Genomic DNA, 14,527 nt, shown 5'->3' on the forward strand with positions numbered 1-14,527 from the left:
GCGGTGCCCGACACCGAACGACTCGACCGTATCCTGGGGATCATCAGGCCAGTGGGCTGGGTGATCCTCGGGATCGGCGTGAGCGCGACCCTGGTGGCCCAGACCACGCACTGGCGCGAGATGGGAGTGATCGCCGCTGCCTGCGTGCTCGCGCTCCTGCTCGCGGCGCCGTTCCTGCTGGGCCGCACGGCCGTGCGGGTCGACCTGCGGCTCGAGCCCGAGCGGGTCATGGCCGGAGAGTCGGCCGCGGCCGGCGTCCTGGTCACGAACATCGCAGGCAGGCGCCTGCTGCCCACCACGCTCGAGGTGCCCGTGGGGTCGGCCGTGCACCGCTACGGCATCGGCGCGCTGGCCCCGGGCGCCGGGAACGAGGAGACCTTCACGATCCGCACCGAGCGCCGCGGCGTCATCCCGGTCGGCCCGGCCACCACCCGGCGCGGCGACCCGCTCGGCCTGTTCTCCCGGGACGTGACCTGGACCCCGGTGCGTGAGGTCCTCGTGCGCCCCCCGCTGCTTCCGCTCGAGTCGCTGGGCGCCGGCCTGCTGCGTGACCTCGAGGGCGTGTCTACCGATGCGGTGTCGCAGAGCGACCTGGCCTTCCACGCGCTGCGCGAGTACGTCCCCGGTGACGACCTGCGCCACATCCACTGGCGGTCGTCGGCGAAGGTGATGGCCTCCACCGGTGAGTCGTCCCTGCTGGTCCGCCAGTACCTCGACACCCGGCGCAGCCACGCGACGCTCGTGGTCGAGGACCGCGTCGCGGCCTGGCCCGATCCCGACGACTTCGAGATGGCGATGGCCGTGGCCGCCTCGATCGCCGTACGCGCGATCATGGACGAGTTCGAGGTCTCCTTCATCTGCGGCAAGCACGCGTCGTCGGGTGCCGACGGGCACCTGGCGCTCGATGCCGTGTGCCGTGCCGACCTCGGCCTCGAGGGACTGGTCAACAGCGGTCGCCGCGCGGTGTCGGTCGCTCCGGACACCAGCCTGTGCTTCCTCATCACCGGCCCGAAGGGAGAGTTCAGCGACGTGCAGCGCGCCTCCGCGGCCTTCCCGCCCGAGGTGCGCCGGTTCGCGATCCTGATCGACCCCGCCGGCCGGAGCCGGGTCAGCGAGGCCGGGGGACTGCCGGTCCTGCACCTGGCCGACAAGGACGACCTCGCCGGGCTGCTGCGCTGGAGCGTGCGATGACCGACCTGGACACCCAGACCCGCCGCCGGGCACGTCTCGACCTCCCCGACGGGCATCGCCTGATCGACCTGGCGTTCGTCGTGGCGCTGACGTCCCTGGCGCTGAGCGGGTTCGCGTCGTCGTACACCGGGCAGGGCTTCCTCGTGGTCGGCATCATCGGCACGCTGCTCGGCGTGCTGATCGCCACGGCGTTCCGGGCGCTCCGGTGGCCCACCGTCGGTGCCCTGCTCGCCCTGGCCGTGGTGTTCTTCCTGCTCGGCGGGCCGCTGTGCCTGCGGTCGATCGGCGACACGGCGTACGTCCCCGGTGGCGGCACCCTCGGGGAGCTGACCGACCAGGTGCTCTTCGGCTGGAAGGACATGCTCACCACGCTGCCTCCCGTCGACGGGACCGGCCCGCTGCTGGTGCTGCCGTGGACCCTCGGCCTGGTGTCGGGGTTCGTCGGTGCCGTGCTGGTGCACGTCCACACGAAGCGCTCCTGGCTCACGGCCCTGATGCCGGTGCTGGCGTGTGCGCTGGCGCTGGTCGCGGTCATCGCGCTCGGCGTCCGTCACCCGCAGTCGCTGTGGCTGCAGGGTGTCGGCTTCGCCGCGCTGGCGCTGGGCTGGCTGGCGCTGCGGGGTCGCCGGGAGAGCGCGACCGTCCGCGGAGGCAGCCGCGGCATCGGGCGCGGGATCGCCGGCGTCGCCCTGCTCGCGGTCGCCGCGGTGCTCGCGCTCCCGATGGCCAACGCGGCCATGGGCAGCGACTCCGACCGGACCGTGCTGCGGTCCTACGTCGAGCCGCCCTTCGACATCGGCCGCTACCCCTCCCTGCTCGCGTCGTTCCGCAACTACGTCGAGCTGCCCGCGTCAGCCCGCGAGGAGCGGCCCACCAACGTCTACGACAAGGAGCTGTTCCGGGTGACCGGCGCCCAGGCCGGCACCCGGGTGCGCTTCGCGACGCTCGACCGCTACGACGGCATGGTCTGGGGCGCGTCCAACGACGCGCTGCCCGGGGAGGCCGAGGACTCCTTCCAGCGGGTCTCGTCGGTGATCGACAACCCCGTGAAGGGCGAAGAGGTGAAGGCCACCGTCACCCTGGGGGAGGGGTACCGCGGGGTCTGGCTGCCGGTGATCGGCGCCCTCCGGTCGATGGACTTCGAGTCGGGCGAGCCGGGCGTCAAGGCCGAGTCGTTCCGCTACAACCTAGCCACCTCGACCGCCGTCGTACCCTCCGGGCTGCACCCCGGCGACCGCTACTCCTTCACCGCCGTGACGCCGCCGGACACCGTGACCGCCGACGACAGCCCCTCCAGCTCGACCGCCCTGCCCGCCGAGGGCACCGGCTTCCTCGACGGACCCGCCTCGAAGTGGACCGAGGAGGCGACGACCCCCATGCAGCGGGTGTTCGCGGTCGCCGAGCACCTGAAGACTGAGGGCCGCTACTCCGACGGCGTGAAGAAGTCCGAGCGCACCTACTACCCCGGCCACGGCATCCAGCGGCTCTCCGACGGCTTCGTCAACGCCGAGGTCATGGTCGGCAACGACGAGCAGTACGCCGCCACGATGGCGCTGATGGCCAACAAGATCGGCGTCCCGGCCCGCGTGGTCATGGGTGCGGTGGTCCCCGAGGGCGGAGTCGTCACGGGCAAGGACGTCTCCGCCTGGGTCGAGCTGCGGCTCGCCGACGGATCGTGGCGCACGCTGCCGACCGAGGAGTTCATGTCCGACCGGCCACCGTCGGAGCAGCAGCCGCAGACGCAGGAGCCGCTGAGCGGCACGGTCGTGCCGCCGCCCGCGCCCATCCCGCCGCCGTCCGACCTGGGGGAGCAGGCCGACTCCGACCTGCGCGCCAAGATGGCCAGCAAGTCGGCCGAGAAGGACGAGAAGAAGGCCGGCGGGCTGCCCGGCTGGATCGTCACCGTGGTCACCTATGTGGGGCTGCCGCTGCTGGTCATCGCGCTGATCCTCGGCTCGATCATCGGCGCCAAGGCGCTGCGCCGCCGCCGTCGCCGCGGTGCCGCGTCGGTGTCGACCCGCTTCGTCGGTGCCTGGCACGAGCTGGTCGACCACGCCCGCGACCTCGGCCAGCAGGTGCCGCTCTCGAGGACGGTCACCCGCCGCGAGCAGTCGGGCGCGATCGCCTCGGAGCGGGCTGCGGCGCTGGCGCGGGAGGCCGACAGCTCGGTGTGGGGCCCGGCCGTGCCGGCGCCCGAGAGGGCCGAGGCCTACTGGGCGCGCATCGACAAGGAGCGCCGCGCGATGTCCCGCAGGGCGGGCCGGCGGCAGCGCTGGCTGGCCGCGGTCAACGTCACGACCTTCCGGCCGGGGTTCCTGCGTCGCTGACACCACGCGGGAGCACATCGGCACCGCTCGGGCCCGGAGCCAGGGGGAGTCTGGCTGGCGCGAGGAGCGCTGCACCCGCCCCGAGCCGATTCGTGATTCGGAGCCCCTCGGGCTAAACTTGCCTGTCGGCCCAACGTGGGTTGCATTTCGTGGTGCCTCGCGGCTGCCCGGACTAACCAATCGACCAGCTCTTGTGAGCTCGTCGTGCGCGTGCCCGGGTGAGACATCCGAACTGTTGCACGAGGTCCACCGGTCGTTCGCGACCGGGCGGTTCCCGGGCCACCCGACGGAGCGATCCGCCGGTGCACAAGACGGTAGACAACGAATCAACAGATTGTGGAGGACATGCCGAAGAAAGAAGGCGTGATCGAGATCGAGGGCACCGTAGTGGAGGCCCTTCCCAACGCCATGTTCCGGGTCGAGCTGACCAACGGACACAAGGTGCTCGCCCACATCAGCGGCAAGATGCGCCAGCACTACATCCGGATCCTCCCCGAGGACCGCGTAGTGGTGGAGCTGTCGCCGTACGACCTCACCAGGGGTCGGATCGTCTACCGCTACAAGTAGCCAGCCACCAAGAAGAAAGGCCCTCCTCGTGAAGGTCAATCCCAGCGTCAAGCCGATGTGCGACAAGTGCAAGGTCATCCGTCGTCACGGCCGCGTCATGGTCATCTGCGAGAACCCGCGTCACAAGCAGCGCCAGGGCTGAGCAGAGCCATCCCGCACGACAACTGAACACAACTACGACGTGATCGCTAGGTCCTGAGACTTCAGGGCTGAATCACCTCCGGAGCAGTGGCCGGAGCCCAACCGAGGCGGTATGGGACGCGACACGAACCGAAACCACCGTGCAGACAGACAAGGAAAACGCCACATGGCTCGCCTCGTTGGTGTCGACCTCCCGCGCGACAAGCGCATCGAGATCGCACTCACCTACATCTACGGCATCGGCCGTACCCGCTCCCAGCAGCTCCTCGCCGCGACCGGGGTCGACCCGAACGCGCGCGTCCACACGCTGGGCGATGAAGAGCTGGTCAAGCTCCGCGACGAGATCGAATCCAACTTCAAGATCGAGGGCGACCTCCGTCGTGAGGTCCAGGCAGACATCCGCCGCAAGATCGAGATCGGCAGCTACCAGGGTCGCCGGCACCGCATGGGCCTCCCGGTCCGCGGGCAGCGCACCAAGACCAACGCCCGCACCCGCAAGGGTCCGAAGCGCACCGTCGCCGGCAAGAAGAAGGCCAAGTGACGCGCGTGCGTCACTGCCTCCTCTCCTCGATCTCTCACCGACCAGCTACCTCCAGGAGTTACTGAATGCCTCCCAAGAGCCGCACCACCAAGGTGCGCCGCAAGGAGAAGAAGAACGTCGCTCAGGGCGAAGCCCACATCAAGAGCACGTTCAACAACACGATCGTCACGATCACCGACCCCACCGGTGCGGTGATCGCCTGGGCCTCTGCCGGCACCGTCGGCTTCAAGGGCTCGCGCAAGTCCACCCCCTTCGCCGCGCAGATGGCAGCCGAGGCTGCTGGTCGTCGGGCGCAGGAGCACGGCATGAAGAAGATCGACGTCTTCGTGAAGGGTCCGGGTTCGGGCCGCGAGACGGCGATCCGCTCCCTGGGTGCGATCGGCCTCGAGGTCGGCACCATCCAGGACGTCACCCCTGCTCCTCACAACGGATGCCGGCCGCCCAAGCGCCGCCGCGTCTGATCCCGGCAACCAGAGACCCAAGGAGAGACTGACATGGCCCGTTACACCGGCCCCATGACCAAGAAGTCGCGCCGTCTCGGTGTCGACCTCGTGGGTGGCGACTCGGCTTTCGAGCGTCGCCCCTACCCGCCCGGCCAGCACGGCCGCGGCCGCATCAAGGAGAGCGAGTACCTCCTCCAGCTGCGCGAGAAGCAGAAGGCCCGCTTCTCCTACGGCATCCTCGAGAGGCAGTTCCACAAGTACTACGTCGAGGCGTCGCGTCGCTCGGGCAAGACCGGTGACAACCTGCTGCAGATGCTCGAGTGCCGTCTCGACAACGTGGTCTACCGCGCCGGCTTCGCCCGCACGCGTCGCCACGCCCGGCAGCTCGTCGTCCACGGCCACTTCCTGGTGAACGGCCGCAAGGTCGACATCCCCTCGTTCCAGGTGAGCGCCCACGACGTCATCGACGTCCGGGAGAAGTCGCTGGAGATGACCCCGTTCATCGTGGCTCGCGAGACCCACGGCGAGCGCCACGTCCCGGCATGGCTCGAGGCCATCCCGACGCGGATGCGCATCCTCGTGCACCAGGTCCCGGTCCGCGCACAGATCGACGTGCCGGTCCAGGAACAGCTGATCGTCGAGTACTACTCGAAGAAGTAATGCGGTGGCCGGTGCCCACCATGCTGGTGGGCACCGGACTCCGACTCACACCCTTCTCCATCACCGCAGTTCGGGCCCGTCAAATAGCGGGTGGGCCCGGGAAGGAAAGAATCAGTGCTTATCGCTCAGCGCCCCACGCTGTCGGAAGAGACCGTCGACGAGTTCCGCTCGCGCTTCGTGATCGAGCCCCTGGAGCCAGGGTTCGGTTACACCCTCGGCAACTCACTGCGTCGTACGCTCCTCTCGTCGATCCCCGGTGCCTCGGTCACGAGCATCAAGATCGACTCCGTCCTCCACGAGTTCTCCACCGTCGAAGGCGTCACCCAGGACGTCACCGAGATCATCCTCAACCTGAAGGGCCTGGTCGTCTCCTCCGAGCACGACGAGCCCGTCACGATGTACCTGCGCAAGTCGGGTGCCGGTGACGTCACCGCCGCCGACATCGCGCCGCCCGCGGGCGTCGAGGTGCACAACCCCGATCTCAAGATCGCCACCCTCTCCGACTCGGGCAAGCTCGAGATGGAGCTGGTCGTCGAGCGTGGCCGCGGCTACGTCTCCGCGGTCCAGAACAAGGGCCTCGACAACGAGATCGGCCGGATGCCGGTCGACTCGATCTACAGCCCCGTGCTCAAGGTGACCTACAAGGTCGAGGCCACCCGAGTCGAGCAGCGCACCGACTTCGACAAGCTCGTCATCGACGTCGAGACCAAGCCGTCGATCCGTCCCCGCGACGCGATCGCCTCGGCCGGCAAGACCCTGGTCGAGCTGTTCGGCCTGGCCCGTGAGCTGAACGTCGAGGCCGAGGGCATCGACATCGGCCCGTCGCCCGTCGACGAGCAGCTCGCTGCCGACCTCGCCCTCCCGGTCGAGGAGCTGCAGCTGACCGTCCGCTCCTACAACTGCCTCAAGCGTGAGGGCATCCACACCGTGGGTGAGCTCATCTCGCGCTCGGAGCAGGACCTGCTCGACATCCGCAACTTCGGCGCCAAGTCGATCGACGAGGTCAAGGCCAAGCTGGTCGAGATGGGTCTGTCCCTCAAGGACAGCGCGCCCGGCTTCGACCCGCACGCTGCTCTCGCGGCGTACGGCGACGACGACGACGACGCGTTCGTCGAGGACGAGCAGTACTGATCCTCACCAACTTCATCCACCCAAATCGACCGGCTCCGGCCGGTCGTCTATCCGGGTACCTGACACGGCCCGGGAGAATCGAGAGAACGACATGCCTACTCCCAAGAAGGGCAAGCGCCTCGGCGGCAGCCCGGCCCACCAGCGCCTGATCCTGGCGAACCTGGCGACGGCGCTGTTCGAGCACGGTCGAATCACGACCACCGAGGCCAAGGCGCGGCTGCTGCGCCCGCACGCGGAGAAGCTGATCACCAAGGCGAAGAAGGGCGACCTGCACAACCGTCGCGAGGTCCTCAAGACCGTGCGCGACAAGTCGGTCGTGCACACCCTCTTCACCGAGATCGCGCCGACCTTCGCCGAGCGCCCGGGTGGCTACACCCGGATCACGAAGATCGGTCCCCGCAAGGGCGACAACGCGCCGATGGCCGTGATCGAGCTGGTGACCGAGGCCTACTCGCCGAAGGCCGCGTCGTCGAAGAAGACGTCGAAGGCTGCCGCGAGCACCCCGGTCGCGACCGAGGCGGAGCCGGTCGAGGCCGAGCCCACCGAGGCAGCACCGGTGGAGGCTGAGGCCACCGGGGCCACCGAGGCCGACGCCACGGACGCCGAGCAGGTCGAGACGACCGACGCCGACGCGGCGGAGGCCCCCGAGGCCGCCGACGCCGAGGACGCCCCGGCCGAGGGCGACGACGAGTCGAAGTAGCACCGCAGCACCGCACGAGGGCCCGCCGTCCACCCGGACGGCGGGCCCTCGTCGTCGTGCGTCAGGCGCGTGCCCAGCCGTGCTCGACGAGCCGGGTCGCCTCCGACACCGTCAGCCCGAGACGGCGGCAGGTGGCGACGTAGGCCGCAGCGGCGGTGCCCGCGGCGCTCGACGACGCAGCAGCCGACGACGCGACGAACGTGCCTCGGCGGCCCTCGGTGACCACCACGCCGTCGGTCTCCAGCGCGCGGTAGACCTTGGCCACGGTGTTGACCGCCAGGCCCAGGTCGTCGGCGAGCGCGCGCACCGTGGGCAGCCGGGTGCCCGGGGCCAGTCCGCCGCTCGCGGCGCGCGCGGCGATCTGGGTGCGCAGCTGCTCGTAGGGTGCGACGGCCGACGCGGGGTCGGGTGGGGCGAGCCCGAGGCTAGGATCCATGCTCACATGATGCCTCCCCGCACCGGGGGTGTGCGGCGGTGAGAGGGGTTGTCGTGGCGGCCGGACGGGGCGACGCGTTCCTGGTGATCGGCGAGAGCCTCATCGACGTCGTGCACACCCCCGACCACGACCCGGTCGAGCACGTGGGGGGCAGCGCCGCCAACGCGGCGGTGGCGCTCGCGCGGCTCGGCCGTCCGGTCTGGCTCGCCTCCGCGTTCGGTGCCGACGACCGGGGCCAGCGGATCCGCTCGGAGCTGCAGGACCAGGGGGTCGGCTGGGCCAGCGACCCGCACTCGCTCGAGCACACGTCCTACGCGGTCGCGGAGCTCGACGACGAGGGCCGGGCGTCGTACACCTTCGACGTCGCCTGGCGGCTGCACTCGCTGCGCGAGGACCTGCCGGCGCCGGTCGTGGTGCAGGTCAGCTCCCTGGCGCCGACGCTCGAGCCCGGTGCCGGGCAGGTGCTGGCGGTGGTGCGCGGGCTCCGCGGCCGCGCCCTGATCGCCTACGACGTCAACCTGCGGCCGGCGATCACGGGCACCGGCCCCGACGTGGTCGCGGCGGTCGAGGCGATGGCGGCCGTGAGCGACGTGGTGAAGGCGTCCGACGAGGACCTGGCGGGCCTCTACGACGACCGGGACGAGCAGGCCGCCATCGCGCACCTGCTCGCGCTCGGGCCGGTCGCCGTGGTGGTGACCCGCGGGGCAGCGGGGTCCGGGTGGTACGACGGGTCGGTCGCTGTGGAGACACCCGCCCAGCCCGGCCCGGTCGTCGACACGATCGGCGCCGGTGACACCTTCGGTGCGGCGATGCTCGACGCTCTGGCCACCCGCGGGTGTGTCGGCGCCGGCGCCCCGGCGGCGCTCCGGGCGCTGACCGCCGCCGAGGTGCACGACGTGCTGTCGTGGGCCGCGCGTGCCGCCGGGGTGACGGTGTCGCGGGCGGGCGCCGACCCGCCGTACCTGCGCGATCTGGGCTGAGCCCGGGTCAGACCGGCGGCCGCCAGGACGGGTCGCGGCCGATGAACGCGATCAGCCGGTCCTGGGCCGAGGCGTCGTCGGGCACGGGGACCCTGGGGCCGTACTGGCCGGATGACCGGATGACCTCCTCCATCGGCTCCATGCCGGCGAGCATCTCCGCGCTGGTGTCCGCGTCGAGCTCGTGCTCCTGGCCGGTCGCCGTGGCGAGGTCCCAGGCGTGCATGAAGACGTCGGAGGTGTAGAACCGGTCGATCGCCATGTCGAGGGGCAGGTCCCCGATGTGCGGGTTCGAGAGCGTGCGGCCCGCCGTCGCGGGGTCGTCGAGCACCGCCTGCACGCCGTCGGCGTGCACCTGCCAGGCGGCTACCGGGTCCGTGCCGACCGGAGGACCGGTGGGCAGCTCGATCCCGGCTCCGCTCGCTAGGAAGCCGGGGAACCACTCGACCAGGTGGCCGACGACGTCGCGGGCGACCCAGCCGTCCACCGGCGCCGGCGCCTCCCACGACCGGGTCCCACGGACCAGGTCGGTGAAGGTGCCGGCGATCGCCCGGTGGCGGGCCGCCGGGTCAGACGGCAGCATCGGCCAGCAGCCGGTCGAGCTTGGCGTAGCCCTCGTTGACGCCGACCTCCATGCCGGAGGAGAGCCAGGCGTCACGTCCCTCGAAGGAGTCGACCAGCGACTGGGAGTGCAGCCGGGTGCGGCCGTCGCCGAGGTCCTCGAAGGTCATCGTCTCGAGCGAGACGCCCTCGGGCATGCCCTCCCACGTGAACGTCTGCACGATGCGCCCGGGGCCGACCTCGTGGAAGCTCCCGTGGAAGCCGTACTCCTCGTCGTCGCGGGTGTTGGTGAATCGCCAGCTCCCGCCGGTGCGGGCGTCCCAGTAGTCGATCTCGGTGCCGACGCTGTCGGGCCCGACCCACTGCTTGAAGATCTCCGGGTCGGTGTGCGCCCGCAGCAGCTGCTCCGGCGTCGCGTGGAAGTCGCGCGTGATGGTGATCATCGGGACGTCCTTGACCGCCTCGATGGTGGCTTCGGCGTGCTTCGTCGTGGTCATGATGCTGTTCCTCTCTGGTTGGTTTCTGACTTGTCGGGGTCCTGCTCCTCGGTGAGCCTCGCCAGTACGGAGTCGAGGCGCTGGTAGCGCTCCTCGGCCTGCCGGCGGTATCGCTCGATCCACTTCGTCATCAGGTCGAACACCTCCGCTTCCAGGTGCACCGGTCGGCGCTGCGCCTCCCGGGTCCGGCTGACCAGGCCCGCCTCCTCCAGCACCTTCAGGTGCTTGGAGACCGCCTGGACGCTGACGTCGTACGGCGCGGCGAGGTCGCCCACGGTGGCGTCCGCCTCCGTCAGCCGGGCGACCATGTCGCGCCGGGTGGGGTCGGCCAGGGCGGCGAAGACGCGGGAGAGCTGATCGGTCATGGTGGCCTCAGCCCTGTCGGTCGGGCGCCGGGCGGTGGACCTGCTCGGCGATCGTCGCGCGGCGCAGCCAGGCGATCAGGCCGGCGACCGCGAGGAAGGCGAGCGGCAGCACCGGAGACTCGCCGAGCACGAACAGGTTCGTGACGACCGCCCCTGCCATCACCCCGGTGAGCCCGAGGGCGGCCAGACCGCAGAGCCGTGGCAGCAGCAGGCCGATCGCCCCGGCCAGCTCCAGCACGCCGACGAGGTAGCGGAACCACTGGCCGGCTCCGATCTCGGCGAACATGTCCACCATCGCCGCGTTGCCGGACAGCTTCGTCAGGCCTGCGCCCACGAACTGCGTCGCCAGCAACACCTGGACCACCCAGAGGGCGACGGAGCCGGGCCGGACCCTGGGCTTCGTCACCGGCGAGGCCGGGATCGTCATGGTCGAGGTGCTCATCACTGCCTCCTAGGCAATTCAACTGATTGGTTGAATAAACCGTAGGACGGGTCTCGCCTCTTTGTCAACCGTTTGGTTGAAGAAGCTTCTCTAGTCTCCCGGCGCGAGGTAGGCGTGCACGAGGGGCACGGCGCTCGCCCCCTCGCCGCTGGCCGCGGCCACCCGCTTCATCGACCCGGCCCGGATGTCGCCGGCCGCGAACACACCGGGCACGGTCGTGGCCAGGCTCTGGGGCGGCAGGCCGTCGGACCAGGCCTCGGCCGGTGCGTCGCGGCCCGTGAGCACGAAGCCACGACTGTCCCTGGCCACTGCCTCGGGGAGCCAGTCGCAGTGCGGCTCGGCCCCGAGCAGGAGGAAGAGCCCGTCGGCGCTGCGCCGGGTCACGTCGCCGCTCGTGGTGTCGCGTACGTCGACCCACTGGAGCCGGCCGTCGCCTCCTCCGTCGACGACCTCGGCGCTCGGCTGGACCGTGATGACCGGGTTGTAGCCGATCTCGGAGATCAGGTACTGCGACATGGTCGACTCCAGGCCGGGCCTGCGAACCAGGATCGTGACGGACCGGGCGTACCGCGCGAGGTGGATCGCCGCCTGGCCCGCGGAGTTGCCGCCACCCACGACGACCGTGTCGCGGCCCTGCATCTCGCGCGCCGCGGTCATCGCGCTGCCGTAGAAGACGCCGTTGCCCGTCAGCGCCTCGACGCCCTCGACGCCGAGCTTGCGGTAGGCGACACCGGTGGAGACCACCACGGCGCGCGCGTGCACCTCGCCGCCGTCGGAGCGCAGCACATGGGGGCCGCCGTCGGTGCCGGGCTCCAGCGCGGTGACCTCCCAGCCCGTGAAGAAGCGGGTACCGAAGCGGAGGGCCTGGTTGCGGGCCCGCTGGGCCAGCCGCATGCCGGAGATCCCACGCGGGAAGCCCAGGTAGTTGCGGATCATCGAGCTCGTGCCCGCCTGACCTCCGATCGCCTCGGCCTCCACCACGACCACGGAGAGCCCCTCGGAGGCGGCGTACACGGCCGCGGCCAGACCCGCCGGACCGCCGCCGACCACCGCGAGATCGACGACCTCCTCGACGACGAAGTCAGCGGGGACGCCGAAGAGGGCGGCCGCGACGTCGCGCACCGAGGTCGCCTGCACCGGGATCCGGTTGTGGGCGAAGACCAAGGGGTAGGGGGCATCGGGTGCGAACATCTCGCGGACCTGCTGCCCGACCTCGCTGTCCGGCTCGTAGACCCTGCTGGGCATGCCCATCCTGTCGAGGTAGTCCCGGATCGCCATCGTCAGCGCGTCGTGCACCGGGGACACCACCTTGACCGAGACCACCTCGGGATCGGCCACCGTCGACCCCCAGTCGGAGAGCAGGTCCGTGACCGCGTTGTGGAACTCCTCGTCCCGTGTGCCCCGCGGCATCAGCAGGTAGGCGTCGTACTTTCCAGTGGCCATGCCGGCTCGCAGTCCGGGCGCGTCGATGAGGAAGTTGTCGACGTGCGCCGCGATCATCCGGCGCGCCGTCGGCACCAGCTCGCGCCACCGGCCGAAGGCCTCCAGGACCACGGCGTCCGGGAGCCGTGAGTCCGAGACGAACAGCGCCACCCGGCCGCCCTCGGCCAGGATCTGCTCGGTCGTCTCGAGCGCCTCGGCGCAGGATCGAGCGGTGCGCAGGTCGTACTCGCGCGCGTAGCGGTGGAAGGCATCGAGCAACGGCTCGAGGTGGGTCTCGGAGACCAGGACGATGGCGGGATCGGTCACCCGACGAGCCTAGGACGCGCGGCCATAGGGTGGCCACGTGCGTATCCGGATCGACCTCGCCTACGACGGCACCCACTTCCACGGCTGGGCGACCCAACCGGGGTTGCGCACCGTGCAGGGGCTGCTCGAGGCGGCCCTCGCCACCGCGCTCCGCCTGCCCGAGGCGCGGCTCGTCGTCGCCGGCCGCACCGACACCGGCGTGCACGCGCGCGGCCAGGTCGCGCACCTCGACCTCGATCCCGACGTGCTGTCGGGGTCCGTCGGTCGGTCGACGGACGAACCAGCCGTGGCTCTCCGGGGGCGGCTCAACGGGATCCTGCCGGCCGACCTGCGCGTACGCCGCGTGGCCGAGGCCGCAGACGGGTTCGACGCGCGCTTCTCGGCGCTCTGGAGGCGGTACGCCTACCGGGTGGTCGACGACCCCGCCAGCGTCGACCCGCTGGCCCGGCACCATGTGTTGGCCTGGCCCCGGGCCCTGGACCTCGACGCCATGAACGAGGCGTCCGCCGCGCTGGTCGGCCTGCGTGACTTCGCCTCCTTCTGCCGCCGGCGCGAGGGCGCCACCACGGTCCGGACCCTGCTGGACCTGGCGTGGACGCGCGACGAGCGCGGCGTCGCGATGGCCGTCGTCCGGGCCGACGCGTTCTGCCACAGCATGGTGCGATCCCTCGTCGGCTGCCTGCTCGCGATCGGGGACGGCCGCCGCCCGGTCGCGTGGGCGGCCGAGATGCTGGCTGCCGGGCGTCGCGACCCCGGCGTGACCGTGGCGCACGCGCACGGTCTGACGCTGGAGGAGGTCGGCTACCCCGACGACGCGGAGCTGGCGGCGCAGGCGGCCCGGACCCGCGCCCGGAGGGATGCATCGTGACCGACGACGCCGTGGAGCCGTCGGGGGACCACTACTTCACCGCCGACCCGTCGGTCCCGTTCCGGCGGGAGCCGTTCTCGTGCGAGGTGTGGGGCCAGCGCCTCGACCTGGTGAGCGGGTCGGGCGTCTACAGCCGCGGCCGCCTCGACGTCGGGACCGCCGTACTGCTGCGGGAGACGGAGCCTCCCGAGCCGGGCAGCGTGCTCGACCTGGGCTGCGGGTACGGCGTGATCGGCCTGGGCGTCGCCGCGGCCTGGCGCGCACGCGGGGTGGCGGCCGGTCCCGCCCAGGTCAGCGGCATCGACGTCAACGAGCGCGCCGTACTGCTCGCCAACGAGAATGCCGCGGCGCTGGGGCTCGCGGACGTGTTTACGGCGTCCGTGCCCGGCTCGCTCCCGGAGGCGCCGACCTTCGACGAGATCTGGTCCAACCCGCCGATCCGCATCGGCAAGCCGGCCCTGCACGGGCTGCTGCTCAGGTGGCTGCCGCGCCTGAAGCCGGACGGGCGTGCCGTGATGGTGGTCGGCAAGAACCTCGGCGCGGACTCGCTGCAGCGGTGGCTGGGTGAGCAGGGCTACCCGACGAGGCGGCTGGCCAGCGCCAAGGGGTTCCGGGTGCTCGAGTCACGGGGAGCGTGAGGTTCTCGATGCGCTCCGGGTGCGTGGACTGGTTGTTGGAACGTTCGCACAAACGGTGTTGCTGGAACGTTCGTGCCAGTGATCTGACAGTTGCTGGAACGTTCGCGCAACGCGCGTTGCGCGAACGTTCCAACAACGGGGACGACCCCTTCCGGGACCGGCTCGGCGGCTAGGTGTGATGCCCAGGCACGTTGTGCGATGGGGTACGGCGAGCCGTAGATAGGTGAAGGCCTCCCGGTGTGGAGTGGAGCTGTCTAGGACTTCACTTCCACAAGGGAGGCCTTCATGGCCCA

At 71.0% G+C, this 14,527-nt stretch carries 18 protein-coding genes; 12 read left to right on the forward strand and 6 right to left on the reverse strand.

What is annotated here, in order from left to right; translation table 11 throughout:
- The first annotated feature begins 3 nt into the window (after window positions 1–3).
- The 9 genes from ACP7BP_RS16700 (at window position 4) to rplQ (ending at window position 7,701) form a co-directional block, all read left to right on the forward strand.
- Window positions 4–1,191 carry a DUF58 domain-containing protein gene (locus ACP7BP_RS16700; RefSeq protein ID WP_426246195.1) on the forward strand — a complete coding sequence of 396 codons (1,188 nt, stop codon included), beginning with the start codon at window positions 4–6 and terminating at the stop codon, window positions 1,189–1,191.
- Window positions 1,188–3,518, forward strand: coding sequence for a transglutaminaseTgpA domain-containing protein (locus ACP7BP_RS16705; protein WP_426246196.1), 2,331 nt, complete (start codon window positions 1,188–1,190; stop codon window positions 3,516–3,518). The genes ACP7BP_RS16700 and ACP7BP_RS16705 overlap by 4 nt, the downstream gene beginning before the upstream one ends.
- A 345-nt stretch (window positions 3,519–3,863) precedes the next feature.
- Window positions 3,864–4,085: a translation initiation factor IF-1 gene (infA, locus tag ACP7BP_RS16710; protein WP_036490070.1), complete on the forward strand. Its 222-nt coding sequence runs from the start codon at window positions 3,864–3,866 to the stop codon at window positions 4,083–4,085.
- 28 nt (window positions 4,086–4,113) lie between these two features.
- Window positions 4,114–4,227 carry a 50S ribosomal protein L36 gene (gene rpmJ, locus ACP7BP_RS16715; protein WP_056707964.1) on the forward strand — a complete coding sequence of 38 codons (114 nt, stop codon included), beginning with the start codon at window positions 4,114–4,116 and terminating at the stop codon, window positions 4,225–4,227.
- A gap of 165 nt (window positions 4,228–4,392) precedes the next feature.
- Window positions 4,393–4,767 (forward strand): 30S ribosomal protein S13, encoded by a 375-nt coding sequence (rpsM, locus tag ACP7BP_RS16720; protein WP_426246198.1) that lies wholly within the window; start codon window positions 4,393–4,395, stop codon window positions 4,765–4,767.
- 65 nt (window positions 4,768–4,832) lie between these two features.
- A complete protein-coding gene (gene rpsK / locus ACP7BP_RS16725; RefSeq protein WP_181312654.1) occupies window positions 4,833–5,228 on the forward strand; it encodes a 30S ribosomal protein S11 in 396 nt (131 codons plus the stop codon).
- Window positions 5,229–5,261: 33 nt separating this feature from the next.
- Window positions 5,262–5,870, forward strand: a complete 609-nt coding sequence (rpsD, locus tag ACP7BP_RS16730; protein ID WP_426246200.1) for a 30S ribosomal protein S4 — start codon at window positions 5,262–5,264, stop codon at window positions 5,868–5,870.
- Between the two features lie 114 nt (window positions 5,871–5,984).
- On the forward strand, window positions 5,985–7,001 hold the full coding sequence (locus tag ACP7BP_RS16735) for a DNA-directed RNA polymerase subunit alpha (RefSeq protein WP_426246201.1): 1,017 nt from the start codon (window positions 5,985–5,987) through the stop codon (window positions 6,999–7,001).
- Between the two features lie 91 nt (window positions 7,002–7,092).
- A complete protein-coding gene (gene rplQ / locus ACP7BP_RS16740; RefSeq protein WP_426246203.1) occupies window positions 7,093–7,701 on the forward strand; it encodes a 50S ribosomal protein L17 in 609 nt (202 codons plus the stop codon).
- A 61-nt stretch (window positions 7,702–7,762) separates the two neighbouring features.
- Here rplQ and ACP7BP_RS16745 read toward each other — a convergent pair whose 3' ends face one another.
- A complete protein-coding gene (locus tag ACP7BP_RS16745) occupies window positions 7,763–8,137 on the reverse strand; it encodes a GntR family transcriptional regulator (RefSeq protein WP_426246205.1) in 375 nt (124 codons plus the stop codon).
- A gap of 53 nt (window positions 8,138–8,190) precedes the next feature.
- Here ACP7BP_RS16745 and ACP7BP_RS16750 point away from each other — a divergent pair, with 53 nt between their 5' ends.
- Entirely contained in the window at window positions 8,191–9,117 is a 927-nt protein-coding gene (locus ACP7BP_RS16750) for a PfkB family carbohydrate kinase (RefSeq protein WP_426246206.1), read from the forward strand.
- Window positions 9,118–9,124: 7 nt separating this feature from the next.
- Here the strand turns inward: ACP7BP_RS16750 and ACP7BP_RS16755 are convergent, their stop codons facing one another.
- The 5 genes from ACP7BP_RS16755 to ACP7BP_RS16775 form a co-directional block, all read right to left on the reverse strand.
- The gene (locus ACP7BP_RS16755) at window positions 9,125–9,697 is read right to left on the reverse strand and encodes a TIGR03086 family metal-binding protein (RefSeq protein WP_426246207.1); all 573 of its coding nucleotides are present in this window, start codon (window positions 9,695–9,697) and stop codon (window positions 9,125–9,127) included.
- Window positions 9,684–10,172, reverse strand: a complete 489-nt coding sequence (locus ACP7BP_RS16760; RefSeq protein WP_426246209.1) for an SRPBCC family protein — start codon at window positions 10,170–10,172, stop codon at window positions 9,684–9,686. Before ACP7BP_RS16760 ends, ACP7BP_RS16755 begins: the two co-directional genes overlap by 14 nt.
- Window positions 10,169–10,537, reverse strand: coding sequence for an ArsR/SmtB family transcription factor (locus tag ACP7BP_RS16765; RefSeq protein WP_426246211.1), 369 nt, complete (start codon window positions 10,535–10,537; stop codon window positions 10,169–10,171). The genes ACP7BP_RS16760 and ACP7BP_RS16765 overlap by 4 nt, the downstream gene beginning before the upstream one ends.
- A 7-nt stretch (window positions 10,538–10,544) precedes the next feature.
- Window positions 10,545–10,979, reverse strand: a complete 435-nt coding sequence (locus ACP7BP_RS16770) for a DoxX family protein (RefSeq protein ID WP_426246213.1) — start codon at window positions 10,977–10,979, stop codon at window positions 10,545–10,547.
- A gap of 90 nt (window positions 10,980–11,069) precedes the next feature.
- Window positions 11,070–12,728, reverse strand: a complete 1,659-nt coding sequence (locus ACP7BP_RS16775) for an FAD-dependent oxidoreductase (protein WP_426246215.1) — start codon at window positions 12,726–12,728, stop codon at window positions 11,070–11,072.
- 37 nt (window positions 12,729–12,765) lie between these two features.
- Between ACP7BP_RS16775 and truA the strand changes: the two genes are divergently transcribed.
- On the forward strand, window positions 12,766–13,596 hold the full coding sequence (gene truA, locus ACP7BP_RS16780; protein ID WP_426246216.1) for a tRNA pseudouridine(38-40) synthase TruA: 831 nt from the start codon (window positions 12,766–12,768) through the stop codon (window positions 13,594–13,596).
- Window positions 13,593–14,234, forward strand: a complete 642-nt coding sequence (locus ACP7BP_RS16785) for a class I SAM-dependent methyltransferase (RefSeq protein WP_426246217.1) — start codon at window positions 13,593–13,595, stop codon at window positions 14,232–14,234. The genes truA and ACP7BP_RS16785 overlap by 4 nt, the downstream gene beginning before the upstream one ends.
- The last annotated feature ends 293 nt before the right edge of the window (window positions 14,235–14,527 follow it).

The organism is Nocardioides sp. LHG3406-4 (genome assembly GCF_049897745.1).
GTDB lineage: Bacteria > Actinomycetota > Actinomycetes > Propionibacteriales > Nocardioidaceae > Nocardioides.